Genomic DNA, 25,336 nt, shown 5'->3' with positions numbered 1-25,336 from the left:
CGGCCAGGTGGAGTTCGACGACGGTGCCCGCGTCACCTACTGGACCACGGCCTCCGGCCTCGCACTCCGCTTCATCATGTCCTCCTGACGGACACCGACCGGGACCACTCCGCCACCAACCGACCAGAACGCTCTTCCGGTTACCCGCTGAGCGTCGCAGTCGGCCGGCTGAGTGGTCCCCCGCGCTCGGGGACCGGGTAGTGGCGACAGGCACACCGCTCGCACACGCGTGCTGTTGAATGACGGCATGTGGATCATCGGTGCGTTGGTCGGGGCGCTCGTCTTCCTACTCGTGGTGGTGGCGCCCGCGGTGGTGGGGCGGCGGTTGCTGGGCGTGCGGGCGGGGGTGATGCGGGTCGGGGCCGCGGGCTTCTTCGGACTCGCCGTGTCCGGGGGGCTGTTCGGGCCCCGCCTGGAGAAGTCGGGGGAGCTCGCGCCGCTGCTGTCCTTGATGGTCGGGGTGGGGATGCTCGCCTCGATGGTGGTGCTCGTGGCGTTGGACATCGTGGTGCCCACGGGGGCCGTACGGCCGCTCGGGTGGGCGCAGTCGGTGCGGGGGAGGATCGCGCGGGCACGGCGGTACTCAGGGGTGGTGCGGATCGCCACCCGGCACGGGCTCGGGCCGTACGTGCGTGGGCGCAGGAGCGCGCCCGGGGTGCGGCACGAGCTGCTGGCGCGGGAGCTGCGGCAGGCGTTGCAGGCCGGCGGGACCACCTTCGTGAAGCTGGGGCAGCTGATGTCGACCCGGCGGGACCTGCTGCCCGAGGTGTACGTCGAGGAGCTCAGTCTGCTCCAGGACCAAGTGCCGCCCGCGCCCTGGAGCGAGGTCGAGACACAGCTCCAGGAGAGCCTGGGAGCTCCGGTGCGGGACCTGTTCGCCACGTTCGAACGCCAACCTCTGGCCGCCGCCTCCATCGCGCAGGTGCACGCGGCCGTCCTGCACGACGGCACTGAGGTTGTCGTCAAGGTACAGCGGCCCGGGACAACGGAACTCGTGGAGCGCGACCTGGACATCGTCGTGCGCCTGGCCGCCGCCCTGAGCGACCGTACCGCCTGGGGGAGCGGTCTCGGGCTGAACGAGCTGGCGCAGGGCTTCGCCGTCGCGCTGCGCGAGGAGCTGGACTTCCGCGTCGAGGCCCGCAACATGACCGGGGTGCGCCGGGCCGCCGAGGCTCGCGGCGACTCCAGCGTCACCGTCCCCGTCCTGCACGGGCAGTTCAGCACCGAACGCGTCCTGGTCATGAGCCGGGTCGAGGGCACCTCGCTCGGCAAGGCGGTCCCCGACGACGCCCGGCACGGCACCGAGCTGGCCGAGAACCTGCTCACCGCGCTGCTCGACCAGATCATGCTGGACGGCGTCTTCCACGCCGATCCGCACCCCGGCAACATCCTGCTCCAGCCCGACGGCACGGCCGCCCTGCTCGACTTCGGATCCGTCGGCCGGATCGACGCCGGGCTCCGCGAGGCGATGGGCGGTCTCTTCCTCGCCGTCGACCGCGGCGATCCGCTCGCCCTGCGCGAGGCACTCCTGGAGATCACCGACCGTCCCGAGGAGGTCGACGAACAGCGACTGCTGCGCGTGCTGGGGCAGTTCAGCGCCCGCCACCTGGGACACGGATCCGCGCCCGACGTGGAGATGTTCAGCGATCTGTTCCGGCTGGTGGCCGACTTCCGGCTGGCGGTTCCGCCGGAGATCGCGGCCGTGTTCCGGGCCCTGGCCACCCTGGAGGGCACACTGGTCCGCCTCTCACCCGGCTTCAACATGCTGGAGGCCTCCCGCACGTACGCTTCGGCCCGGCTCACCGACCGGCTGGGTCCGCAGAACGTCCGTGACACGGCCCGCGACGAGCTGATCGCGCTGCTGCCCGTCCTACGACGCCTGCCGCGCCGCCTCGACCGGCTCGGCGGTGCCCTCGAGGAGGGACGGCTCGGGCTCAACGTACGGCTTTTCGCCGACCCCCGCGACCGGCGGGTCGTCGGCGAGCTCGTCGGGCGGGTCGTGCACGCCTTCGTCGGAATCTTCCTCGGGTTCGCGGGCCTCCAACTCCTGGGGATGGACGGCGGGCCGCGCGTGAGCGAGAGCCTCGGGCTGTACGCGCTGATGGGCGGCAACCTCTTGGTGCTTTCCGCCGCCATCGTCCTGCGTACCGTCTACGTCACCAGCCGACCCATGGAGTGACCGGCCCCGCCGGCCAAGCCTGCCGACCTCTGGGTGCCCGTCCTCTCAAGGCACACCACGCGTCTGGCCAGGAGCGGATGAGGGCGTACGGTGCTGCTGTGGCAATGAACACCGAGCACACGACACCACGAGGGACGGCACTGCTGCTTGCGGCTGCCCCGATCGGCAAGGGCCGGCTCATCGACGCAGCCGGCGTCCTGCCCACGCTTGCGGCCGTCCCGCCCGCCACCCTGACCAGGACCCCGGCCGGGACCATCGTCGAGCTCGCAGACCCGACGGACCAGCAGACCGTCCTCACGCGCATCCGTGCCGCGGCCGCCGCGCCCGGCCCCCTCACGGTCTGCCTCGCAGGGCAGCTCCACCTCGACACCAAGCAGCACCTGCTCCACGTGGCCCTGGCCCGTGCGACGCGGGCCACCCTCCGCTACACCGGGCTGCCCTGGAACTGGCTGGCAAGCGAGTTGAAACCACGCCGCCCGGGCACCACGACCGTCCTCGTCGACCTGATCGCCGCACCCGAACCCTGGCAGCAGATCTGCGCGAACGGCCTCACCCTGGGCCCCGGCATAGCCCTGTACGGCCGCATCTCCCCGCCGCCGCCCCACCGCCGGGTCGCAGAACCGGCCTACCTCAAGGCGATCGCCACCACATGGCGCAGCGGACTGAACCCGCCGATCGCCGAACTCCACGCCAAGGCCGCCTCGAAGACGGGACAGGACGGGGCACTGTTCCTCGCGACGGACGCCTTTCCGGCCGCAGCCCCGACGCGGACACCTCCTCGGCCCACGTCGGCGGCCGAGGACCCGCTGCCCGCGATCCTCGCCACCGCACACGCCGGCCACCACGACGCAGCCGCCTCGCTCGCCGAGCAGTGGGAAAGCCGGGCGCTGCACGCTTACGGTCCAGGCTCCCCCCAGGCAATCCACTGGCTGGAAGTCCGGGCCGACCTCGCCCGCATCGCAGGTGATCCGGCCCGCAGCTGTGAGTTGTGGATGGCCGCCGCGGACGCCCGCCTCGCCCTCCGGCAGCACCCGGACGACCCCGCCGTCGTAGCCCCCGTGGACAGGGCCCACCACCAATGGCAGCAGATCCCCGACCCGCAGCGGGCCCGGGAACTCGGCCCACACCTGGCCGCGCTGCGCCGCCACGTCCCCGGGCAGCGCCCGGGTGCCACGCAAGCGGTGCAACGCCGGTTGGAGCTGCTGGACACGGGGGCCCACCGATGACGGGTTCGCCGGCGACTTGCCGCGCACAAATCCGTCCACGCATCCGAGGGCATACTGCTCCTCGCGACGCGACTGATGACACGCGAGGTGACCCTTGAGCAGGCTGCTGGACGCTTTCGAGACCACGGTTTCTCCGAGCTACCGCATATTCGGGCTGGTCGATACGAGCGTGGATACGTACTCGCCGAACGCGGACCGCACGAAATGGCTCCTTTCCGCCCGTGGCATGGTGTATCTGCAAGTGCCGCCGCAGGTGATCCGGGCGTCGGTCCGTGTGGAGAGCTGGTCCACCGCTCCTCCGGCAAGCGATGCCGCATGGTCCGGCGCGCAGGACGTTGAAGTGGAGCTTCCCGGGGGTGAGCTCGCGCTGGAAACCATCGACGGAGGCCGGCAGGAACTCCCCCTGGTCCTGCCCTCGTCCGGTCTGTACAAGATGCGATGGCAGTGGGTATTCAACCGTGAGCGCGGGCAGTTCACCTCTCCCTTGGCGGGAATCAGCGAACCGCTGCTCATGCCGCCGGGCCTCACGGAGAAGATGGACGGCACGGATCAGTACTGCCTGATTCAGATCTGGCGCTCGGCCGCAGGCCAAGAGGACGTCTCACGCGCCTGAAGCCTCGTCACAGACTCCTCGCAAAGAGCTTCTTGACCCTCACCCCGTGTCAGGCGGTCAGCTTGGAGACATCATGTTCACCATCGGAGATTTCGCCCGGCACGGCCGCGTCTCAGTCCGGATGCTGCGTCACTACGACGCGACCGGCCTGCTGCGCCCGGCCCACGTCGACGCCGCCAGCAGCTATCGCTACTACACCGCTGGGCAGCTGGCCCGCCTCAACCGGATCATCGCGCTCAAGGACCTCGGATTCACCCTCCAGCAGGTCCAGGACATCGTGGACGAGAAGGTCAGCGCCGAGGAGCTCCGCGGCATGCTGCGGCTGCGGCGGGCCGAATTGGAGACCGCCGTGGCTGCCGCGGGAGCACGGCTGGTCAAGGTCGAGGCGAGGCTCCGAGCGATCGAGAGCGAGGGGCACATGCCCACGAACGACGTTGTCATCAAGAGCATCCCCGCTGTCCGGGTGGCGGAGCTGACCGCGACCGCCGCGAGTTACGAGCCCGAGGACATCGGCCCGGTCATCGGGCCGCTCTACGACGAGCTGTTCCGGTGCCTGGGCTCGGCGGGCATCACCCCCACGGGCCCCGGTGTCGCCTACTACGAGGACGCCCCAGAGGGTGGCGGCAGGATCACCGTCCACGCCGCCGTCCAGGTCTCCGCCCCTCTCCAGGAGGACGGCACCTTCCGCATCCTCGACCTGCCGTCCCTCGACCAGGCTGCGACCATCGTGCACCGCGGCTCGATGGACACCGTGCTCCCCACCGCCCAGACCCTGGCCCGATGGATCGATGCCAACGGCTACCGGTCGAACGGATACCCCCGCGAGGTCAACCTGGAGTGCCCCGAGAACCGTGACGACTGGGTGACGGAACTGCAGGCACCGGTGACCCTGGCCTGATCAAGGCCGCCCGGGCGGCGGGGGACCGTTGCGGCCTCCCGCTGCCCGACCTCGGTCGCGATGCGCGGCATCCCGCCGATCCGCTCCCGCTACGGGCCGTTCCGGCGTCGGGTGAGATCCTGAGGGGATGTACGAGACATCTGCCGCTGAGGCGGCCGCCGGCTGGCCGCTGGCCGCGTCCGGGGAGACCGACTGGCTGCGGGAGCTGGCCGATGACGACGGGCTCACCGGTTTCATGCCGCCGGCCCTGCCCGACGCGGCATGGGTGCTCCACTCCATGTACGAACACGAACTCGGTCCCACTGACATGTCCTTCGCCGCGTACCGACGGGCCGTGCTCAACGGCGGCGGGCCCGAGATCATCCCGGGCCTCGACCCAACGGAGGTCTTCGATGACCCCTCGGACACCTTCGCCCCGTCCAGGGGCGAGCACCCCGGACCACGCTGGCGCCGCCTGCGCTGGGCAGAGCTCGCCCGGCGGACCGGAGATCCCGTGGCCGCCGAGGGCCGCCTGCCCTGCTACACGTCCTTCCCGTCGCTCCGCGAACCGGGCGGCTGGCCGGTCGGCATCACCGGTCCGTCCGAGGGCAGACTGGACCGTTCCGACTGGAACCGGCTGGTCGAGATCCTCACCGAGCGCAGCCCCCAGGGGCCGGACACCCGCTGCCTCGCCTACTACACCCCACTGGGCCAAGGCGCCGAGGACTTCGACAACCTCCACGTCCGGGCCGGACGACTCGCAGACGCGAAGGCCTTGTACGACCACCCTGACGAAGCGTGGTGGACCCCGTCCAACTTCTGGGCCCACGACCGGTCCTGGGTCCTGTGCACGGACTACGACCTGTGGGTCAGCAAGCTCGCCGGCCCAGCCCCACTCGTCGAAGCGCTCTTCGCCGACCCCGAGATCGAGGCCGTACGACTGCCGTGGGCGCTCTGATCCGACCACCCGACGTGGGAACGATCAGGCCGACTGCATCGGCAACGCCTGGCCGGTCCGCGGAGCAGAGATCATCATGTGGGGATGTCTGAGAATCAGTCCTCTGTCACACCGACCGTAGTACGGCTCCCTCGGTACACGAAGGAGGAGCAGGCCGAGATCCTCGGCGACGGCGACGATCCCTTCGGTGTTGCCGCGGCCGGCTTGACCTGGCTGCCCAAGGAAGAGCACTTCGGCATCAGACACGGCGGCTCCGGCGGCCGGCTTGTGGCCCACGCCGGAGTGCTACGGCTGCCCGTCGCGATCGGCGCTGCCGAGACGGAGGTGGTGGGCGTCGGCGGAGTGGCCGTCGCACCCGACGTGCGAGGCCAGGGGTTGGCACGGCTCGTCGTCGCAGCGGCACTTGACCACGCGCGCACGATGGGTCCTCGGCACGCACTCCTGTTCTGCCGGCCTCCCCTCGTGCCGCTGTACCAGCGCCTCGGATGGCGCCCGCTCGACCAGGACGTACTCGTCGAACAACCCGGAGACCGCCTGGTCGCCATGCCGCTGCGGACGATGGTGACGCCCCTTGACGACGACGCGCACTGGCCTGCTGAGCCAGTACGTCTCTTGTCTCTCCCGATGTGACGAGCCCGTGCGCCGGAAGCCGCGAGCCTGTCGTGTCGTACGCATGCTCTCGCAGCCGGCCGTAAGCTGACGCGATCACAGGTCCATCGAGCAATGGACGACGGTCGCCACCGACTGAGCCCGGTGCCGGATGAGGAAGACGCATGCAGGGCGAACCCATAGCCGAACGGCCCTCAAGGATCTACCGGTTGTGGCTCATCATCCCCGCCGCAGGGATGGCAGCCGTCTGGCTGGCCCTCTACGAGCGGGCACCCGCCGCGGTTCCGTCGCCCCAGTTCTACATCCTGTGTCGAGACCCAGGATCCCTGAAGGCACTCTCCTTGGCTTCAGTCCTGTTCATCGTCACAGCCGCGGCCGTGTCCGTCACCGGAACGGTCCGGGCCGTCAGAACACCCTCACGCCGTCCGCTGCGCCCGGTGCTCCACCTTGCCGTGACGCTCGTTCTCCTCGTGGGAGCGGACACCATGGACTACCTGGGAAGTGGCATCGCCTACCGCACGGCGGTCGACAACAGTGCGAACGTCGAGACCTGCGAAGGCGCCTACCACGTCACCCCAGGCTGGTTCTTCTTCCGCGCTCCGGAAGACCGCGAACAGTGGCCCGGCGCGGCGCGGCCCTAACGCCAGGGATCGAGGGCGAACTTGCCTCGTGTCTGGCCCCCTTCGAGTTGCTGGAGCACCACCGCGCCCTCGGCGAGGGGGTGAACCCGGGGGTTGCCGGGCGCGTACACGCCCTGGGCGATGAGGGCCTCGATCTCGACGAGCAGGGACTGGTAGAGGGCCGGAGCCGCGACCGCCAGTGCACCGATGTGCAGACCCTTGACCTGGACCTGGTGGGTGAAGACCAGGTCGTGTGTGGTCAACGTGGCGTCGCCGGAGGCGGCGCCGAACACGACGATGCGTCCGGTGAAGGGTTTGGTGACCGACAGGCTGGTCTTGAAGGTGGCCTGTCCCACGGATTCCAGGACCAGGTCGACACCGCCGGTCAGGCGGGTGATCTCCGCAGCCAGATCAGGGCGTCGGCTGTCCAGGACCTCGTCGGCGCCGAGCTCTTTGACGGTGTCGTGCTTCGCCGGTGACGCAGTGGCGATCACGCGCGCACCGTAGTGGCGGGCGAGGCGAACGGCGGCCTGCCCCACGCCTCCGGCGGCGGCATGGACGAGGACCGCGTCACCCGTCTTGATCTCGCCCAGCGGCTTCAGGGCCGCCAAGGCGGTGGCCCAGTTCAACACGAGACCGAGGGCGGCGGCGTCGCTCCAGCCGGCCGGCACGGGCAGCACACCCGCCGCCGGCATCGTCATGTACTGAGCGAAGGCCCCCGGGCCGGCTCCGATGACGTGCGTGCCGAGCGGCAGCGGCCTCTCGACGTCCGGGCCGACCCCCACGATCTCGCCGGCGGCCTCGAAGCCCGCCGCATAGGGGGCCTGCGGGCCTCCTCCGTAGGATCCGCGGGTCTGCATGACGTCAGCGAAGTTGACCCCGGCGGCGCCCACGCGGATCAGGTACTCGCCGGGCCCCGGAGTGGGGCGGCGCCGATCGGTCGTGAGGGTCAGGTCCTGCGGTCCCCGGTGCGACCGCTGGACCAGTGCTCGCATCGTCTGCCCAGTGCTGTTCTGCTGCTCGTTGATCTCCATGTCGCGAACCTAGGAGTCTGACACTTACGTCAAGGTCAAGCGGCGGTCAGAGATCGGTGCGGCGGGCTTGTCGCAGGTAGGTGTCGAGTGCCGTCTGCTGATCGCTGAGAACGGCAATGCGGGCGGCGAGCCGATCGCGATAGCTCTGGACCTCCTGCAGGAACTCTGTGCACACCGCGTCGGTGCCGGCATCGGGGCCGTCGGTGAGGCGGGGCAGGAGTTCCCTGATCAACCGCACAGGCAGCCCGGAATCCAGCAGGGTGCGGATGACGAGCACGCGGTCGATCGTGGACTGGCAGTAGTCGCGGAACCCGTTGCTGAAACGGCCGGGGACGATTAAGCCCTCATCCTCGTAGTGCCGCAACGATCTCGCGCTCACACCGCTGACTTTGGACGCCTCGCTGATCTTCATACCCGGAGACAACGCGCAAGAGCACCGCGAACTTCCGGCCCCATCGCCGCGGCGAAGCGAACCCGGGGACACGGCATCTTCGAGGAGGCCGAGGCTCCGGTGCCGGCGCTACAGGCGCACTACTTTCGGTCCGTCCAGACGATCACGGAGGCGAAGGACGGCCCCGGTGCGGCTGGCCGCGCCGCACCAGACGTTCAGCGAGTGCGATGGCACCGTCCACCGTTCCGGACCGAAGCAACTCCTCGCCGCCTGCGGCGAGCTCCACCAGTTCCTCGGCGAGCAGGAGGTCCGAGGCCCGCGGGCCGAGCATGGCGACGACCTCGTCGAGGCGGTCCTGCAGACGTTTAGGCTTCCGATCATGGACATGGGTGCGCACTGGACGGAGTGGAACAGGCTGCGGGGGCGGGTTCCCGCCTGGCATCCGGTCGGGGTGGTGGTCGAGGCCGACGGGCCGGTCGTGCGCCGGCACTACGGGACGCACGGCACCGTCGAGCACGCCCCGCTCCCACCCGGCACCGCTCTTGCCGCGCTGGTGCGGCGGCAGCAGGAGGCCTTCGCGGAGCGTGGTGAGCCGGTGGAGTGGAAGGTGTACGGGCACGACTCGCCGGAGCTGGGCGCGGCGCTGACGGAGGCCGGGTTCACAGGAGGCTGGGAGCGTTCGGTGCTGATCGCCGAGGCCCTGCCTCCCGCGGAACGCGAGGCTCCGCCCGCCCAGGTGGCCGAGCGCGCGGGGGAACCGCCCCGACGTGGCGTGCACAACCTGTACGGCGTGCGGGATCAGGCCGAACGGGCATGGACGGTCGCCGCCGGGTCCCCGGGCCCCCACGCGATGTCCTACGCCGAGATGATCGCGGACGGCGCCTCGAACGAGGGGGACGTGTTCATCGAGGTCCTGCTCGGAGACGACGGTCTGGTCACCGCGGTCGCCTGGGCCCACGGAGACGAGCAGCCGTACACCGTCGTCGGCGGCCTGACCAGTGACGACGAGGAGTTCGTCCGGGCCTGCACCGACCACTGGCGCCGACTGAACTGGCTCCGATGCCCCCTCCTCGCCGAGGCCGACGGCCCCCTGCGCGCGCGCCTCCTGGAACTCGGCTTCATCGAGGCGACCACCGTGCGCTCCTACCACTGGAGCCCGCCGGGCATCCCCGAGTCCAGCCGGCCCGCGCAGTTCCTCGACTGGCTCCACGACGACGGGCCCCTGTGGGACCGCTTCTACGCGGACTTCGACTTCAAGCCGAGCACCACCTACCGGCCGGCGATCACGGAGCCGTCTCCCTCGGCCGTCTGGAACCTGCACTCCCACCATCGGATCGTCACGGACCTTAACGCGGAGCTCGACGCGATCGTCCAACGCGGACTGCTCGCCGCCACCGAGGCCGGCGAATTCGTGTACTGGCTGGATTGGCAGCACGACGGCTACCGTTACGACCCCCGCCGCACCGGCATCCCGGAACGTCCACCCCGTCCCGGAAAGGGCACGTACCCCGACGGCGACTACTACCTCCACGTCACCCATGACCTGCGCCTGGGAACGTTCGGCCACCCCTGGGAGCAAACCCTCACGGTCTGGGGACCCTCACTCCTCTCCGCGATCGAAGGGGAACTCACCGAGCTGCTCGGCGAACCGGCCAGACGCCGGGACTGAGCACGCACTGGGTGGACATGGCAAGCTTGCGCGGTGATCGTAGAGTTGGCGCCTCGCTCTCTGAGCTGGGACGAAGTGGACCCCGCCCGTCACGCCTTCGACGGAGCGTCTGCAGCGCAGGCGGTGCGCTCCCTCGGCGCGGCCCGGCGTGTGCCCAGCCGTCCCGACGTCCCGTTCAGCGACCCGGCGATGAGCAGATGGAGCCACGGCGAGGCCGCGTCCTGGGCCGACGCGATGTCGTACGCCCTCGTCCATCACTACGGCCGCTGGACCGTCGGATGGCGCTGGTCGCACGACGAGGGGGATTTCGACGGCGGGCCGGTCGGGAACTGGTGCTGTCCGCGGGACTCGATCACCACGCCGGAGGAGACGCTCGCCCATGTCGTCGAGGCTCTGTGCGAGTGGCGCGGGTGGGTGGAGACCCTCGCCGGCTGGTTCGAGGCGTACCCGCTGGACCTGACCGACATCGAGGACCAGCGGATCCTGTGGGAGCGTACGGCTCGGAGCCTGATCCTGCAGGTCGTCGACCGCACGGGGTGCGGCAGCGGTTGGTACGGCCACTGCCACCAAGTGCTGACCTGGTTCCTCAGCCGCTGGGGAGTCGCGCCCGACGTGGCACGGGTCCTGGTGGACGAGGCGATCGATGGACGGTTCCTCAGCTGGACCGGCCCCGACACGGTGGTGGTCGACGCCGTCGCGGAGCAGCTCGCGCTCTCCCTGCGGCCGGGCGACGCAGGCATACGCGCGGACGCGCCGGCTCCGGACCACTTGCAGCGCTGGCTCGCCGTACGCGCGTCGGTGCCGTGGCACGAGATCCCGGACAGTGGCGCGGACGGACCGGTGGTTCCGTTCCGCGACGGCGCGACGGAGGACATCCGAGCCTTCGACGGCGCCATCGACCCCGCCCGAGCCGAGGGCTTGCTCACCGCGCTGGAACTGGTACGAGCCGACGCGGCGCGCGGAGCACGACTCGACTTCGAAGTGCTCAGCAGCTGGCAGCAGCACCTCCTGGGCACCCCGGAGCCGCCGCGGTTCCGCAGCTCGCCCGCCTTCGCCAAGGGGAGCCGGGAGCGCTACGGCATCGGACCGGACACACGTGCCCGCTTCGACGCGTGCCTGGCCGAGAGCACAGCCGACGCCGACCGGCCTCTCGGCCTGACCGCCCGAGCCGCCCGCGCCTACCTCGATGTCTGTTTCTTCCATCCTTTCGACGACGGCAACGCCCGCTCCGCCTTCCTCACCCTCGTCTTCGTCCTCGCCCGCGAGGGCATCGCACTCGACGGAGTCAGCCTCCTGCGCCGCATCAGCTTCCAGGCCGACGACCCCCAGGACCCGCTGATCCTCGGCCGGTATCGGCATCCACCTCGCGGAAACCCGGCGCCGCACTGCCGGCTCGACCGGCTCGACCGGCCTGACCGGCTCGGCGAGCTGAGCAGCTCAGCCGGCGAGCGCCGCCAAGTGAGCTGCTCAGTCACACCGATGCCCGGTCACGCACGGGGAACCGAGGACCGGGATGAATCTCGTACGACACGAGACCTGCCGACTTCTACGATCGCCAGATGACGGATCTTCTCTACCCCGCCAAGCCCCGCCCTGGAGACCGGATCGCGGTGCTGTCCCCTGCGTCCGGTCTGCCCGGCCTCTTCCCTCTGCCCTACGAGTTGGGCCTGCGCAGGCTCCAGGACGACTTCGGCCTGAAGGCAGTGGAATATCCAACGACCCGGAAGATGGGTGCGACGCCCGAGGAACGGGCCGCGGACATCCACGCGGCCTTCGCGGACCCCGACATCAAGGCAGTGATCGCCAGTATCGGCGGCGACGACCAGATCACCGTCCTGCCCCACCTCGACCGCGACCTCCTCCGCGCCAACCCCAAGCCGTTCTTCGGCTACAGCGACAACACCAACCTGCTGCTGTTCCTCCGGAACCTGGGCATCGTCAGCTATCACGGCGGCTCGGTGATGGTCGAACTCGGACGGCCCGGCGCGATGCACCCGCTCACTGCGGACTCCCTCCGGGCGGCGCTGTTCACGTCAGGCGAGTACGAACTCACGCCGTCCGGCGACTACGGGGACGTCAACCGCCCATGGGAGGACCCGCGCACCTTCGACTCCGAACCGGAAATGGAACCCGCCGACGGCTGGTCCTGGCACAACGGCAACCAGGTGGTCGACGGGGCCGGCTGGGGCGGCAACCTGGAGATCATCTCCTGGCTCCTGATGGCCGACCGCGCGATGCTGCCGGTCGACTCCTACGACGGCAACGTGCTCTTCCTGGAGACCTCCGAAGAGATGCCGCGCGCCGAAGAGGTCTACCGGATCCTCAGGAACATGGGCGAACGCGGGCTGCTGCAGCAGTTCCCGGCACTGCTGATGGGCAGGGCCAAGAGCTGGTCGTTCGAGAACCGGTTCAGTGCCGACGATAGGGTCCACTTCCGCCGGCAGCAGCGCGAAGCCGTCCTGCGGGCCCTGCAGCAGTACGCCCCCGCCGCCATGGTCGTGTTCGACGTCGACCTCGGCCACACCGACCCGCAACTCGTGGTCCCCATGGGAGGACGAATCCGGGTGGACGGCCCGGCCCGCCGGATCGTCGTCACCTACTGAGCCAGTCGCCCGGGCGGCGTAGCTCAGGTGAGGGCGATGGCTGCTCCGGTCGCGATCGAGAGTTTCGCGGCGTGGAGGAGCTGCAGGCAGACGTACGATTCGACACCGTACCGCTGCCATCCCTCGGTCGCCGGCTCCTCGGCGTCGGCGGCTCCGAAGACGTCTTCGGAGTATGGATCGAGGTCTTCGGGAAGGCCGAGCGCTTCAACGAGCCGACGGGTTTCCGTCAAGAGCCGCACGGAGGAACCGAGGTAGCCGCCCGGCGCCTTCTCGTCGACGATGACGTGGGCGAATTCGACAGGGACGTAGTAGCCCTCGCAATCCGAATGATGGATCAGATGGTCGAACGGTCCTGGCGGATCCTCGGGGATGCTCGTGTAGACCTCGCTGAGAAGCGGGTCGTCGGTCGCGCACTGGTCCGAACCCAACGGCTCGGGCAGGCACCCGCTCGCTGCGAGGTGGACAGCAAGCCGACGAACGGTGTGCAAGCCCGAGTAGCCCCGCATCTCGAACTGAGCGCCTTCGCCCCCAGCCAGATCGGGCTCGGTCCACCCTCGGGCCCCCGCACGGCCCAGCAGCTCACTGATCGAAGCGAAGTCCGCGCGGACCATCTTGGTGTAGTCGTCATCGGCATCGACGAGCACACCGACCGTAATGTTCAATCCCATGACCCGATCTTGCCGGCGCCAGCGTCATGGCCCTCACGCTAAGATCTCGCACCCATGTGAGATTCAAGGGGTTGTGAGGAGCACCACATGAAGATCGGTGAGCTCGCAGCCGCGACGGGCACCTCCGTCCGACTGCTGCGCTACTACGAGGAGCAGGGACTCCTGGAGTCCTACCGCCTCGACAGCGGCCACCGCCGCTACGGCGACAGCGCCCCCGCCCTGGTCCGGCGCATCCGCGCGCTGCTGGACGCCGGCGTGCCGACCCGGGTGATCCGCGACCTGCAGCCGTGCGTCCGCCAAGACGGCATGGTCGCCGCATGCAAGCTGGAGACCCTCCAAGAGCACCTCCAAGGTCTGGACGACCGGATCTCCGCGCTATCGGAAACCCGCACCTCCCTGGCCGGTCTCATCTCCGCCACCCAGGCCGGTGAGTCGGCACTCGTGTAAGCCCCCACCGCTGCCCCGCTCCCCGGCGGTGCGTACAGCCTCGGGGCACGGTCGCTGAGGGCCGATTTCCGAGCAGGCCAGCTCACGCGCCCCTCGGATGGATGACGCGCCGGGTGCCAGGGCGGGGTGATGGGTGGCGAGCGCGTGGCTGAGCGCTCTCGAACGGGTTTTGTACGAGCCCGCCCGATCGAAGGGGTGACGGACAAGTCGCCGTATGCTCCTACTCCCAAAGCGTGGCGTTGACTCGAGGGGGAGTTGACCATGGGGAACGTCCTGTCCGTGGCCATTGGGGCCGGCTTCGGCCTCGTAGGGGTCTTGTTCGGCGCGTGGTTCACCGCGCGCCGACAGGACCGCATGTGGCTGCGCGAACAGAACTCAAAGCCGGGGTCAGCTTCAACACTGCCGTAGGTCAGCTGTATGACTACCTCCGCGGCACGCAGCTGGGTGACGAAGCCGCAGGGGGCAATGCCCACGGAGGCGGCGCCGGCCGTTACCTCGCCCGATGCCGTGCTTTCTGGAGCCGGCGGGTGAAGGGCTGACGTTCACGTCACACGGCGACTGCCGCGGCCACCCTCCTGGTGACTGGGGGAGACCTCATCGAGCCCCCACGACGCTGCGGCAGCACGGCTCAGGAGCAGGAGCGAACCGCATCGTCCCAAGCGCCAGGGCTGCGGTAGTGGTTCTCGTGCCCCTCGGCAAGTACGTGGCGCAGTTCGGCAAGGTGCTGGGTGTCCGTGGGGAGATCCAGCCGGTCGAGGAGGGCCAGCGCGGCCGCCGGTTCCAGGTCGCCGTACACGTCGTGGAAGCTCGCCCGAAGGCCGCGGAAGACGGCTGCGTGCAGGGCGGGAAGCCGTATGGCGGTGCGGTACGTCGACTCCTTCACCGTCCAGCGCACCGGGCCCGAACACTCCAGAACGCGACGGGCTCGGCGAAGCAGGGCTTCCGATCGCTCGGCCACCACTCGGTCGATGTCGTTACCGAGGACCTCGGCGAAGGCCTCCGCGGAAGTGGTGTGGTCCTCGAACCAGTCCACCCACAGCGAGTAGGTGACGGCCTCGACGTCCCGGTCCGCCTCCAATCGCCGACGGTAGCCGTCCCACAGCACGTCGGCCGGCAGGGGACCCTCCGCACCCTCGGTCGCGAACCTGATCTCGCACGTGACCCAGTACTCGTCGAGGAGGTCCAGCAGCCCGAAGGCCAACCGCACCTGGTCAGCCGCATCCAGATCCTCGGCAAACACATCACCGGCCCAGGATTGCGCCACCTGGTTGGCAGTGAGCAACACCTCCGGCTTCTCGTCACTCACCCACCCGTCGCGCACCGGCCTGACGCCCTGATCAGCCAGCCAACGCCTCGCCGCCTCCACGGCCTGCATCTCCATTCGGGAAGTATGCCAAGCGCAGGCCACGCGCGAGCCCGCCCCAGGTCCAGGCACAGGCTCCAATCACCCTCGAGGCACGACGCCTACGTTGCGGGACACAGACGCGGCCCCGGCCGGAGATCGGCCCGCACGTGTCTGTCGTCCGGAGACGATTCCTCGGTCGTCGTTCCTCATCCATCTGGAGGGGTCAGGTAGATAGCCGCTGTACGTCGATGGGCCGTTGTCGCTGCCACCGCCGTAGTCACCGCGCTGTCAGTGGCCACGCCTGCGCACGCTGGTGCGGATATCTTCCACTTCGACGGGCAGAACAACGCGACCCGCCGCTGCATGGACGACAGCTTCGCGTACGGACTGAGGGCGTTCGACTGCAACGGGATGAACTTCCAGAAGTGGGGGGGGGCCACGCGAACTGACTGGGGCTGGTGACCTGCCCGCCGCCGATGTCGCAGGCGCCGGTTCCGCCGATGTGGCACTTGCCGTCGGAAGCCCTTCCCTCGGGCGGCCGTTGGCGTTGAGCAGCAGTTCCTGCGCGCATCCCAACCCTGTGCGAAGGACCGCGGCACCCGGTGCCGAAACGCCGCGGGGGCGGACCGACAGAAGCCGTCGGTCCGCCCCCGCTGTACGAGCTACCGGGGTCAGGCACCCAGGTGGTAACCCGCCGCCCAGTCCTTCTCGCCTCCCGCGGCACAGGTCGAGCCGTAGACGGGTCCGGTGAACGCCGGGCGGCTGGCGGGCACGGCTGCGATCGAGGAGCAGTCCGAGGAGAAGGACCCGTGACCGCCGGAGAAGTGCTCGATGTCGACCCCGTCGTTGGCCAGGGCGGCGCCGGCCCCGCCCAGCAGGATGCCGGCGGCAAGGACGGACGCGGTGACAGCAGAACGGAAACGCATGACTCTCCTAAGGATGTGTGGAACGAGACGCGAAGATCGATACGTGCGTCGGCCGGTCCAACCGCTCAGAGGCACTGTCGGGAACGGCCGTTCACTCCAATGACCGCTGATGTATCGTTTCGACACTTCGCGCCCCTTCCACGCCCTGCGGGCGCGCCCCCCGACGAGCGCTGTGCGCCTGCCGCGAGCACTACTGCACTTGAGAGCGTGATGTCGAGGCCGGACTTGGGGCCGAATCCAGTTCGGCTCGAACCGCTCCACCTCGACGAACCCCAGCTTGCCGTGAGGCGCATCGAGCGGTCGTTGGCGATGCGGGTGCAGAGCACCACCGGCTCGCCGGGAAGCGCACCGGCGAACCAGTCGAGCGCTGCCGCGCACGCTTTGACGTCGTATCCGGGTTCCCACGCCTTCGGTAGGAACGTGTAGTTGAGCTCGGCCGCTCCGGCCTCCGGCCGTCAGCGGACCCAAGAGCCTGGAAGGTCTCCACGGATTCTCTCGAGATCGGCGATTGTGCGCCCGCGTGCGTGGATCCAGGACTGGTCTTGGACTCCGTCCCGGCGCACCAGCCGACCGGGAGCCGAGTACCAGCGCACGGGCGAGTCGTCCTCGCTCGCCCACATGGGATGGTCCGGCAGGTCAACCCGCGAGTAGCACGTGTGGAGGGCCGGCAGCAGCGCATCCGGCAGCTCGCAGGCGTCGTAGTGGCTGTCCGAGGCGAAGAGGGATTCGCTCAGAACGAGTTCCACCCAGGCCTGGGACATCCGATCGAGAAAGGGAATCCAGCCCTGGCGTGATTCCACCACCACTGGTGGGTCTTCCTGCTCGATCTGGGCCAGGGGGATTCCCCAGTAGGCGCAGTCCTGGTTCTCGTGCCGGAAGACCAGTACGCCGCTCGGGGCCTCGTCCACGTAGAGCCCGGCCGGCCGGACCAGTGGGTCCTGCTGGCGTGTCAGGTCGTCCCGACGGCCGAGGAGCGCGTAACCGTCACGCAAGGCAGTCGGAAGCGCGAAGCCCAGACAGGCCTCTGCGGCGGCCAACTCCTCCTCAGAGCAGCCGTCTTCCCGTTGTAGTGGACGGCCTGCCCAGACGTCGGCGAACCACTGCACGAAGTCCAGGGCTTGGGAGTGACACCGCACCCCGCCCTGGAGTACCACTGACACGTCAGAACCATCCAGCACGGCGAGAACGCTACCGACTTCCCAGCCCGCGCGTGGGGCTACCACCGTGCGGCTCGGTCGTCGGGCAACCAAGACGACGCCCGGCATGACGGACTTTTCAGCCGGCGTCAGTCGCGACGAAGGGCGGCCAGCCGGCGTCCGATGACTGTCGTCGCCGTGCGTCTTCACCGTTCGGGGCGAGGTGTTCCTGGAGGCTTGTTGCCGAGGATGTACTGACGATGAGTGCCAAGCCGCCGGCAGGAATTCGGCTGAGCAGCCAATTTCGCACACCTCCGTCGCTAGCCTGGGTACGACCGCGGTGCGGGGAGGGCAGCGATGGGACGAAGAGTGGGGCGGGCTGCGGGAACGCTGTCCTTCACGGATGTGCTCCGGCATCCGGGGCGTCTCATCGAGCAGTTCGTAGGGGATGCTCGGCCTCGCGCCGAGGCGGACGTCGTAGCGTTGAACGCGGGAGAGGCTCGCGAGGTTTCCGCGTTCGTCCGGGACGGCCGTCGTTTCCGGCAGGGGGCGTTGACTCTGGATCCTGCCGCAGCGTCGCCAGTGGTGTGGCGGCCGTTTCGGGTGCTTGGCGGATCCGTTGAAAGCGTTGCCTTGGTTGCTCCGTTCCACGTTCATGGGGCGGGTCCGGTCGTCGGCCCGGGCAGTCAAGCGGTCGACAAGGGGATGTTCCGTCTGCTGTCCCTGCAAGCCGCTGATCGCTACTGGGAGCTTGCTGTCCCCGCTGTGGACGTTGCTCTGGTCCGTGCTGCACTGCGTGGGGATGGCACCAGAAGATAGCCAGGATGGACGATCAGCGCGATCGCGCGCCGCTTGGGCATGGACCGCGAGACAGTGCGGCACTTCCGGGACACCGATGTCGCCGTGCTCATCGGATCCGCCCGGCGTCGTCGAACGGGGCTCCTCGCCCCCTGCCACCCTTGCCGGCAAGCCCGGTTCTTCAACGGTTGCACGGATGTGAGCCGGCTCTTCCGTGAAGTCCGCGCGCGTGGCATCGGGGGTACGGATCAGACCGTCCGCCGATACATCGCGACGCTGCGAGACGGCACTGCCATACCCGCACCAGCGCCGATTCCGAGCCCACGCGCGCACGCGCGATCACATCCTGGGTCATGCGCGGCTCTGTGTCGTTGAGTGACGGCGACGAAGTCCGGCTCAGTGAGGTCTGCCTGGCCTGCCCGGACATGGCCCGAGCCCGTGAGATCGCGCAGCGGTTCACCGCGCTGGTCCGCGAGCGCACAGGTCACTTGTTGCCCGTCTGGATCAGCGAAGTGGAGCGTGGCGCACCCCAGCCGATCCGCGGATGAGCCTGGTTCATGAAGGCTCGATGGCATGCACGAACGGCTGGACGCGGCGGCCGCGTGAGCTCTCCAGGCGTGTGGCTACGGGGCGCCCGCCGCTGCCAGCACTGCGACCGGCAGGAGCAGGATCCACTGCGGTAGGCGGAGTAGGGGTCTGGGCCAGTCGACGGACAGCGTGACGACCAAGAAGGCCGCCGCGTACGCGGTGAAGTGTGCGGCCACGAACCACGCCACCAGACCCGTACCCGGCGTACCGTCCGTCAGGGAGAGGTAGAGCAGGACGAGTCCGGAGAGCGCCAGGTCAACGCTCACCATGTGCCACACGGCGTGCAGGACACGCTTGGGTTCGTCCGCGAGTCCGCAGGACAGCAGCGGGCGCACCACATCGCGGTGCCCGCCGGCGATGTGTATCGCGGCCACGCCGAGAGCGGTGATCCCTGCCGCGAGAAGCCAGCCGTTCATCGGACCTCGATTCCTTTGGCCACGACAGCGGCCAGCAGTGCGGCCAAGTCCTGGTCCGGGTGCTCCCCGACCAGCCCTATGTGGAAGAACACGGCTCCTGCCAGCGTGTCCAGGACCAGGTCAACGGGCGTTTCGTCCGCGATCTCCCCGCGCAGCACGGCGCGTTCGAAGACAACCAGCAGCCGTTCCTTCGACGGGGCCAGGAAGTCGCCGCGGATGCGTGCCTTCAGTTCCGGATCTGCGGCGAAGTCGGCCAGCAGCCCCGGGAGTGCCGCCGCGGCGGCAGGCGCGCGGAACTCGTCGACCAGGCCCTGTACCAGCACGGTCAGATCCCCGGCCAGCGTTCCGGTGTCCGGGGGCGGAACATCATCGGTGGTCGTGAACACGGCCTCGAAGACCAACTCCGGCTTGCCCGGCCACCGCCGGTAGATGGTGTCCTTGCCGACACCGGCCCGCGCGGCCACCGCCCCGATCGACGTCGCGGCGTAGCCGACCTCGACCATCAGGTCTGCCGTCGCGCGGATGATCGCCTCGTGTGATCGGGGATCCCTGGGACGCCCCCTGGAGGGCAGAGAGGAGCTCATGGGTATTTACCTTACGGGTCGACCCGTAAGGTAAGCAACGGGCCGGCCTGCATTTCGGAGCCGGAGCCCGCGGCGTTTCCTCAGCCTGCCCGATAGCTGACGAGCGGCCAGAGAGCTCGTGGCGGCCGCCGACAACGGCGTGGGCAAGTCCGAGGGATACACGACAACCGCGCCCCCGGAACGCTGCGCGTGAACAGCGATGCCGTTCAACTCCCGAGTGCCTGATACGTTCATGCCATACGAGGGCACGGGTGGTCGGAGCCCCCCTCCTCCGTGGAAACGCCCGGAAGCAGGCGCCGTTCGGGGGTGTGGCGACGGCCGCCCCTTCCCTGTCCGAGCCGATCCCGAAAGCCTGCAATGACCACCTCCCCGCCGAACCCCTATTCCGGCGCACCTGTTCCCCCGAACCCGTACGCCGGCGCTCCGCCCGCACAGAACCCGTACGGGCAGCCCGCCGCCCCGGGCAACCCGTACGGGCAGCCCGCCGCCCCGGGCTACTACCCGCCCCAGTCGCCGCACCCGCAGTACGCGGCCCCGTACCCCTACGCCCAGGCGCCCGCGCCCGGATGCCGCAACTGCGGGGCTCTGGAGGCGGCGAACTTCGCGGTCCGTGCCCACGTGGGCGTGCTGATCGTGATGCGCTTCCACAGCGTCGACGGTCCGTTCTGCCGCCAGTGCGGTCGGGCGCTGGTACGCATCATGACCACGAAGACGCTGTGGCAGGGCTGGTGGAGCCCGTTCTCCTTGGTGTTCTTCACGCCCTTCACACTGGTCTGGAACCTGATCGCCTCGATCAAGTTCGGCAAGCTCGAGCCCTCCGAGCCGGCGCCGGGCCGCCAGCAGCTGGAGGAGGGCCCGCCCGTGTACGCCCGCCCGCTCGCCTATGTGGCGATAGTGCCGCTGCTGTGGGCCACCTGGGTCGTGGCCAATGTGATCGCGGACCTCAGCGCCTGAGCCCAAGTCCCGCCCGGCCGCCATTCCGTGACGGAGCGTTCGAACCGTCCGGAGGTGGCGCTGCCCCCCTTCGGGGGTTGTGCAGAGAATGGGCCGAGGCGGTCTCCCCGGTGGGGAGACCGCCTCGGTGTCGATCGCTAAACCTCACCGTGCGGCAGCTCGCCCGCTGCCCAGGGACCGCTCCGGCTACTGTCTGCCGAGTCCTCCAGCGGCTGCGGCTGTTGCTCGCGAGCTACACGCGGCTTCGAAGCCGCTGCCGGTCCAGGGCCGCTCCCGGCAACCGCCGGATCAGCACATGGCTACTACCCGAGCACACGCGGAGCAGCAGATGATCGGCTGAGCCGCCGAGCCTCAGATGTGGGCCCTGATCTGCTTGACCGGGTGGCCCAGTCGCTCCTCCAGCGCCGTCAGCTCGTCTTCGTTGAACCAGAGGCGCTCGGGGTTCCAGATGGCGATCTCAAATCGGGCGAAACCGCAGGGCCAGTCGTACTCCAAGGCGTCCGGAGTGGTTGATCCTCCGCAGCACGGGACGTCGATCGCCAGCGTGGTGAAGCCGTCGTCGCAGTGAGATTCGAGGAGGTCGCCCCACCACTCCGTGTCGATGGAGGCCGAGCACAAGGGGCAGCCGATTCTCTCCAGGTTGCCCCCACAGTCGACGACGGTCACCACGTCGTGCCACGTCACGTCGATCTCCACGTCCACGCCATCGGCAGCCCCGGGAGTCAGGTCCTCAACGAGCGCGATGACGCGGTCAACCGCAGCCTGATCCGGCTGCCACCTCGGATCACTCGGAATGATCGACAGGACGTCATCGCTCATAGTTCCCCACCTCGTCGGGCCACTGCCACGGCGCGATGTTATCGATCGCACGTTCTGACGCTGTACCGCCCTGGACCGGACGCGCGACACGGGTCAGCAGGGCGTTCCTGGAACCCGGCAACATTCCACAACCAGCCAGCCAGCAAGCCCAGCATCAGGTGATGCGGCAACCGGCCGACGTCCGCTCTGGGTTCGTGGATGCTGGTCGCGACGAATACGCGGAGCGCGACCTCGACGCCGTCACCGCCGCACTTTCACAACCCTGGAACTCCGGGGTCGTCGAAGGCCATGCCACCCCGATCAAGACGCTGCAGCGCAAGATGTTCGGCCGAGCAGGACGGGCTTACGAGTCGTCGGCCACGGCGTCGCCGGAGGACAGGGCCGCCCTTCTCCTGCGGTACACCATCACCCCGCACACCGCGACGAGGAGGACGGCCACGGCGGATACGCCGAGGGCCGTCCGCTCGGCGAAGAGCCTTCCCAGGACTTCGAGCAGGCCGAGCCCCGCGGTGGCGTAGATCAGCGCCCAGGCGGCTCCGCCCAAGAACAGGGCGGGGAGGTAGCGCGTCAACGGCATGCGCATGCTGCCCGCGAGGAAGTTGGCGGCGGTCTGGAAACCCACGGTCAGGAACGAGACGGCCACCACGGGCGCGCCCCACCGCTGGATCGCACGCTCGGCGCGCTGGAACTTCGCCGAGGAGATCCGCCCGGCGAACCGGCTGCGCCGGGCACCGGCGCCGGCGAGCCACCCGACGGCGAACGTCCCTCCGGCGCGGAGCAGGACGATGAGGTACAGGGCTCCGGCAGTGAGCGCGATCTTATCCACGACGCCTCGTTCCGGGCACCGGGCCGGAACCCGCGTCCCTCGTCACCTGCATGGGCGTCCCGCCCGAGCAGGCACGACGCGCACAAGCCCGATCACCGTCTCTCACCTGCGCCCCGCCTCTGCCTGTTCCGTCATGTGGGCTCCGACCTGCGGCACTGGAACCCGAACCTGCACGTCCAGGTCCGCGCGCCAGGCAAGGCCAGCCTAACCGAACATGCATGCGGCGGATACAGGGCCCCGGGCTGGCCGGGGAACGGCAGGTGCGGTCAGTGGATCTGGTCGGCTCACCAACAGCGCGGGCCCTGCCCGTGCCGCAGGGCCCACCAGCCTCCGTACCAACCACTGGACTACCCCCAAGTACCACTCGCCCATCAGCCGCGGCAACAACGCTCCGGGTCGATACACCTGGCTAGGGCGTGCTCACGCCCTGAGTACCGAGCCCGTCCTCCCGCACCCGCAGCGCCAGGTCGATCTTCGTGTAGGTCGGACGGCCCACCTGCTGGTACTTCTCCTTGACCCGGTCCAAGTAGTACTTGGCGGTGTTCGGGGTGACGCCCGCCCGCCGCGCGGTGGCCTTCAGGGTGAGCCCGGAGGCGTAATCCAGCAGTACCTGGAGCTCTCGCGGCGCCAGCTGCGGCCGGGCCGGGCCAGTGTCGTGCGCCCAGGCGAAGGCCAGCTCGGCGGAGTGCGCCGTACCACCCGCGGCCACCGCCTCCACGGCGCCCACCAGGGTCTCCAGCGAGTGGTCCTTGGTGAGGTAGCCGTCCGCCCCGGCCGCCACCGTCCCGACGATCCGGGCCCGGTCCGCGACCGTACTGATCACCAGCACCCGGCTGCCCGCCGCGCACAGCCGCCGGACGTTCTCCTCGGGGACGGAGCCGTCGCGCAGCGCCAGGTCGAGCAGCACCACGTCGGGGGTCAGGCCGCCGACGGCGAGCAGCGCGTCCACCGTCTCGACCGCGGCCAGCAGCCGTAGCCGCTCCACCCCGGCCAGCCAGGAGCGGAGCCCCTCGCGCAGCATCCGGTCGTCGTCGACGACGGCCACGGTGATCACGCGGGCCACCGCAGTTCCACGCTGGTGCCCTCGCCGGGGGCGCTGTCGACCTCGGAGCGCCCGCCTATCTCGGCCAGCCGGGCGTGAATGGAGCGCCGCAGCCCGGTACCGGACCCGTCCGAGGCGGCGCCCACGGGGACCGCCGGGTCGAAGCCGGCACCCCGGTCCACCACCGTGACGGACACGCCCCCGCCGGCCCCGACGGCCGTCAGGAAGGCCTCTCCGGTCCCGGCATGGCACCGTACGTTGTTCAGCGCCTCGGAAACGGCGGCCGCCAGCGCGGTGGCCACGGGGCGGGGCACCGGCGGCAGTGCGTGGTACTGGGCGGTGACCTTCAGGCCCAGGCACTCGGCCGAGCGCACCGCCTCCTCCAGCGCGGCCCCGACCGCCACCTCCGCGGCCTCCGCACCGGTGCTCTCCGGGGCGTCCTCGCGCTGGATCAGCCGCCTCAGGTACGCCGCCTCGCGGGCGCACCGCTCGCGCACCTGGGCCGCGTTGGCGTCCACCCGCCCGGCGGCGATGGTGGTCAGGGTGGCCAGCACGGTGTCGTGCAGGGCCCGGTGGTGCGCGATCCTCTCGGCCTGCCGGGCCCGCGCGGCCTCGGCGGTCAGCGCCCGCTCCTTGGCCTCGTCCAACTGGGTGCCCTGGCGGCGCAGGTACCACCAGAAGACCCTGGCCATCACGGCCGAGGAGACCACCGAGTTGAGGTGCCCGACGTTGGCGGACCCCGGAGCCCCCGGCGGCCCGATCACCCACAGGTACGCCGCCAGCGTGGTGCCGAGCAGGAGCAGGACGGCCCCCGCCGCAGGGCGCGGCGCCAGAGCGACCCCCGCCGCCGCGCTCACCGATCCGCCCAGCAGGAACAGCCAGCCGTACTGGGCCACGTCGGCGCCTCCGGGCAGCCAGCCGCCGCCGGTCCGCCCGCCGCTGGCCAGGGCCACCAACAGCGGCACCGCGCACCCGGTCACCAGCACGTCGGCCCACACCCAGCGCCGGTCGAACCAGCCCCTGGCGTACGCGTTCCCGTACAGCCACACACTGAACGCGAGGATCCCGCCGAACACCGCCCAGGGAGCGACCTCACCCGATGCCCTCCGCAGCACGGCCACGAAGCCCGCGGTCAGGTGGCTGGCCCGGTACAGGCCGGTCGCCAGCATCATGAACCGCTGGGCACGCTGCAGCCCCGAACCCACCCTCACCACAGCCTCCGCAGTGAACACACCCCCCTGAAAGGGTGGGTACCGGAGGCTCAGTGGATCTCGGTAGCTTCTCCGGCGTCAAGGTCATCCCCGGTCACTTGTTTCCAGTCAGGAGGGAACGTGGCGCAAAAATTCCGCCGGTTCGGCAGCGGCGCCGTAGCCGCTCTCACGGCGCTGCTCGTCATGCTGCTGCCCGCGTCCGCGCAGGCAGCGGAGAACCCGACGATCCGCTACACCACCACCCCGTACAACGCGGCCATCTACGAGGTGCGGGCCGGCTACAGCTGGAAGTGCCTCGACATCCGGGGCGAGTCCACCAGCGCCGGCGCCATCATCCAGACCTACGACTGCAAGGGCGCGCTGCACCAGCGCTTCACCTTCCACAGCGTGGGCAACGGCAACTTCGTGATCGGCACCTGGGGCGGCGCGTACTGCCTCGGCGCGCAGGGCGGCCACGTCTACCCGGGCGCCGCCCTCATCCAGGCCAACGGCTGGGGCTGCGCCACCTTCACGTGGAACTTCCAGGGCGGCGCGAACAACGACCACTGGGAGATCGTCGAGGTGGGCACCGGGATGTGCCTGCACGACACCGGCCGCCGCTCGCCCGTGATCTTCGGCGCCTGCGGCGTCAGCGGTACGCCCTGGCCCACCATCTGGGTGCCGAGGTTCGACAGGTACTACAACTACGCCCAGTTCGGCTAGCAGCACCGCGCGAAGCCGTTGCATCATCCCCGCGTCCCACCGCCATGCCACAGCGTGCCGTCGCGCTGTGGCATGGCCGACGCGCGGTGTCCCGT

Annotated in this window: 26 protein-coding genes and 1 pseudogene; 14 read left to right on the top strand and 13 right to left on the bottom strand. The window is 69.7% G+C overall.

Translation table 11 applies throughout. The features are described from left to right. Window positions 1-247: 247 nt before the first annotated feature. The 7 genes from AB0O21_RS35660 to AB0O21_RS35630 all read left to right on the top strand — a co-directional run bounded on the left by AB0O21_RS35660 (window position 248) and on the right by AB0O21_RS35630 (window position 7,103). On the top strand, window positions 248-2,179 hold the full coding sequence (locus AB0O21_RS35660) for an AarF/UbiB family protein (RefSeq protein ID WP_365178554.1): 1,932 nt from the start codon (window positions 248-250) through the stop codon (window positions 2,177-2,179). Between the two features lie 104 nt (window positions 2,180-2,283). Next, complete coding sequence (locus tag AB0O21_RS35655) at window positions 2,284-3,405, top strand: hypothetical protein (protein WP_365178556.1); 1,122 nt, start codon at window positions 2,284-2,286, stop codon at window positions 3,403-3,405. A gap of 94 nt (window positions 3,406-3,499) precedes the next feature. Next, on the top strand, window positions 3,500-4,018 hold the full coding sequence (locus AB0O21_RS35650; RefSeq protein ID WP_365178551.1) for a hypothetical protein: 519 nt from the start codon (window positions 3,500-3,502) through the stop codon (window positions 4,016-4,018). Window positions 4,019-4,091: 73 nt separating this feature from the next. Next, entirely contained in the window at window positions 4,092-4,916 is an 825-nt protein-coding gene (locus AB0O21_RS35645; protein ID WP_365178548.1) for a MerR family transcriptional regulator, read from the top strand. A 127-nt stretch (window positions 4,917-5,043) separates the two neighbouring features. Further along, window positions 5,044-5,853, top strand: a complete 810-nt coding sequence (locus tag AB0O21_RS35640; protein WP_365178545.1) for a hypothetical protein — start codon at window positions 5,044-5,046, stop codon at window positions 5,851-5,853. An 84-nt stretch (window positions 5,854-5,937) separates the two neighbouring features. Beyond that, window positions 5,938-6,483: a GNAT family N-acetyltransferase gene (locus AB0O21_RS35635; protein WP_365178542.1), complete on the top strand. Its 546-nt coding sequence runs from the start codon at window positions 5,938-5,940 to the stop codon at window positions 6,481-6,483. A gap of 143 nt (window positions 6,484-6,626) precedes the next feature. Continuing rightward, on the top strand, window positions 6,627-7,103 hold the full coding sequence (locus tag AB0O21_RS35630) for a hypothetical protein (RefSeq protein WP_365178540.1): 477 nt from the start codon (window positions 6,627-6,629) through the stop codon (window positions 7,101-7,103). Here AB0O21_RS35630 and AB0O21_RS35625 read toward each other — a convergent pair. Both AB0O21_RS35625 and AB0O21_RS35620 read right to left on the bottom strand, forming a co-directional pair. Continuing rightward, window positions 7,100-8,116 carry an NADPH:quinone oxidoreductase family protein gene (locus tag AB0O21_RS35625; RefSeq protein WP_365178537.1) on the bottom strand — a complete coding sequence of 339 codons (1,017 nt, stop codon included), beginning with the start codon at window positions 8,114-8,116 and terminating at the stop codon, window positions 7,100-7,102. The genes AB0O21_RS35630 and AB0O21_RS35625 overlap by 4 nt on opposite strands. Window positions 8,117-8,162: 46 nt before the next feature. Beyond that, entirely contained in the window at window positions 8,163-8,528 is a 366-nt protein-coding gene (locus tag AB0O21_RS35620) for a MerR family transcriptional regulator (protein WP_365178535.1), read from the bottom strand. A 166-nt stretch (window positions 8,529-8,694) separates the two neighbouring features. Here AB0O21_RS35620 and AB0O21_RS35615 point away from each other — a divergent pair, with 166 nt between their 5' ends. The 3 genes from AB0O21_RS35615 (at window position 8,695) to AB0O21_RS35605 (ending at window position 12,779) form a co-directional block, all read left to right on the top strand. Continuing rightward, on the top strand, window positions 8,695-10,176 hold the full coding sequence (locus AB0O21_RS35615) for a DUF2716 domain-containing protein (RefSeq protein ID WP_365178532.1): 1,482 nt from the start codon (window positions 8,695-8,697) through the stop codon (window positions 10,174-10,176). A gap of 189 nt (window positions 10,177-10,365) precedes the next feature. Next, the gene (locus AB0O21_RS35610) at window positions 10,366-11,739 is read left to right on the top strand and encodes a Fic family protein (RefSeq protein WP_365178530.1); all 1,374 of its coding nucleotides are present in this window, start codon (window positions 10,366-10,368) and stop codon (window positions 11,737-11,739) included. Then, complete coding sequence (locus tag AB0O21_RS35605) at window positions 11,736-12,779, top strand: S66 peptidase family protein (RefSeq protein WP_365178527.1); 1,044 nt, start codon at window positions 11,736-11,738, stop codon at window positions 12,777-12,779. Before AB0O21_RS35610 ends, AB0O21_RS35605 begins: the two co-directional genes overlap by 4 nt. A 23-nt stretch (window positions 12,780-12,802) precedes the next feature. Here AB0O21_RS35605 and AB0O21_RS35600 read toward each other — a convergent pair whose 3' ends face one another. Next, window positions 12,803-13,447: a hypothetical protein gene (locus AB0O21_RS35600; RefSeq protein WP_365178525.1), complete on the bottom strand. Its 645-nt coding sequence runs from the start codon at window positions 13,445-13,447 to the stop codon at window positions 12,803-12,805. A gap of 87 nt (window positions 13,448-13,534) precedes the next feature. Here AB0O21_RS35600 and AB0O21_RS35595 point away from each other — a divergent pair, with 87 nt between their 5' ends. After that, window positions 13,535-13,894 (top strand): MerR family transcriptional regulator, encoded by a 360-nt coding sequence (locus AB0O21_RS35595; RefSeq protein ID WP_365178522.1) that lies wholly within the window; start codon window positions 13,535-13,537, stop codon window positions 13,892-13,894. Window positions 13,895-14,522: 628 nt separating this feature from the next. Here the strand turns inward: AB0O21_RS35595 and AB0O21_RS35590 are convergent. The 4 genes and pseudogenes from AB0O21_RS35590 to AB0O21_RS35575 all read right to left on the bottom strand — a co-directional run bounded on the left by AB0O21_RS35590 (window position 14,523) and on the right by AB0O21_RS35575 (window position 17,343). Continuing rightward, window positions 14,523-15,275: a hypothetical protein gene (locus AB0O21_RS35590; protein WP_365178519.1), complete on the bottom strand. Its 753-nt coding sequence runs from the start codon at window positions 15,273-15,275 to the stop codon at window positions 14,523-14,525. Window positions 15,276-15,910: 635 nt separating this feature from the next. Next, window positions 15,911-16,165 (bottom strand): hypothetical protein, encoded by a 255-nt coding sequence (locus AB0O21_RS35585; RefSeq protein WP_365178516.1) that lies wholly within the window; start codon window positions 16,163-16,165, stop codon window positions 15,911-15,913. 278 nt (window positions 16,166-16,443) lie between these two features. Further along, window positions 16,444-16,620, bottom strand: a pseudogene (locus tag AB0O21_RS35580) (GNAT family N-acetyltransferase); the annotation flags it as partial. Next, entirely contained in the window at window positions 16,621-17,343 is a 723-nt protein-coding gene (locus AB0O21_RS35575) for an SMI1/KNR4 family protein (protein WP_365178514.1), read from the bottom strand. Between the two features lie 1,109 nt (window positions 17,344-18,452). Here AB0O21_RS35575 and AB0O21_RS35570 point away from each other — a divergent pair. Then, complete coding sequence (locus tag AB0O21_RS35570; RefSeq protein WP_365178513.1) at window positions 18,453-18,647, top strand: hypothetical protein; 195 nt, start codon at window positions 18,453-18,455, stop codon at window positions 18,645-18,647. Between the two features lie 75 nt (window positions 18,648-18,722). On the opposite strand, the gene AB0O21_RS35565 is transcribed toward AB0O21_RS35570, so the two are convergent. Both AB0O21_RS35565 and AB0O21_RS35560 read right to left on the bottom strand, forming a co-directional pair. Continuing rightward, on the bottom strand, window positions 18,723-19,103 hold the full coding sequence (locus AB0O21_RS35565; RefSeq protein ID WP_365178510.1) for a hypothetical protein: 381 nt from the start codon (window positions 19,101-19,103) through the stop codon (window positions 18,723-18,725). Further along, the gene (locus tag AB0O21_RS35560) at window positions 19,100-19,687 is read right to left on the bottom strand and encodes a TetR/AcrR family transcriptional regulator (RefSeq protein WP_365178507.1); all 588 of its coding nucleotides are present in this window, start codon (window positions 19,685-19,687) and stop codon (window positions 19,100-19,102) included. Before AB0O21_RS35560 ends, AB0O21_RS35565 begins: the two co-directional genes overlap by 4 nt. A gap of 357 nt (window positions 19,688-20,044) precedes the next feature. Here AB0O21_RS35560 and AB0O21_RS35555 point away from each other — a divergent pair, with 357 nt between their 5' ends. Next, the gene (locus AB0O21_RS35555; protein WP_365178505.1) at window positions 20,045-20,641 is read left to right on the top strand and encodes a hypothetical protein; all 597 of its coding nucleotides are present in this window, start codon (window positions 20,045-20,047) and stop codon (window positions 20,639-20,641) included. A 351-nt stretch (window positions 20,642-20,992) separates the two neighbouring features. On the opposite strand, the gene AB0O21_RS35550 is transcribed toward AB0O21_RS35555, so the two are convergent. From AB0O21_RS35550 to AB0O21_RS35535, 4 genes are all read right to left on the bottom strand, one after another. Further along, window positions 20,993-21,460: a hypothetical protein gene (locus AB0O21_RS35550; protein WP_365178502.1), complete on the bottom strand. Its 468-nt coding sequence runs from the start codon at window positions 21,458-21,460 to the stop codon at window positions 20,993-20,995. Window positions 21,461-21,803: 343 nt separating this feature from the next. Continuing rightward, window positions 21,804-22,286 carry a VTT domain-containing protein gene (locus tag AB0O21_RS35545; RefSeq protein WP_365178499.1) on the bottom strand — a complete coding sequence of 161 codons (483 nt, stop codon included), beginning with the start codon at window positions 22,284-22,286 and terminating at the stop codon, window positions 21,804-21,806. A gap of 409 nt (window positions 22,287-22,695) precedes the next feature. Continuing rightward, on the bottom strand, window positions 22,696-23,349 hold the full coding sequence (locus AB0O21_RS35540; protein WP_365178497.1) for a response regulator transcription factor: 654 nt from the start codon (window positions 23,347-23,349) through the stop codon (window positions 22,696-22,698). Then, window positions 23,337-24,539 carry an ATP-binding protein gene (locus tag AB0O21_RS35535; RefSeq protein ID WP_365178494.1) on the bottom strand — a complete coding sequence of 401 codons (1,203 nt, stop codon included), beginning with the start codon at window positions 24,537-24,539 and terminating at the stop codon, window positions 23,337-23,339. The genes AB0O21_RS35540 and AB0O21_RS35535 overlap by 13 nt, the downstream gene beginning before the upstream one ends. A gap of 120 nt (window positions 24,540-24,659) precedes the next feature. Here AB0O21_RS35535 and AB0O21_RS35530 point away from each other — a divergent pair, with 120 nt between their 5' ends. After that, a complete protein-coding gene (locus tag AB0O21_RS35530) occupies window positions 24,660-25,241 on the top strand; it encodes an RICIN domain-containing protein (protein ID WP_365178491.1) in 582 nt (193 codons plus the stop codon). Window positions 25,242-25,336 lie beyond the last annotated feature (95 nt).

This window comes from Streptomyces sp. NPDC091371, from assembly GCF_040684275.1.
GTDB lineage: Bacteria > Actinomycetota > Actinomycetes > Streptomycetales > Streptomycetaceae > Streptomyces.
The sequence above is the reverse complement of the archived record's forward strand: the minus strand, read 5'-3'. Positions and strand labels throughout refer to the sequence as shown.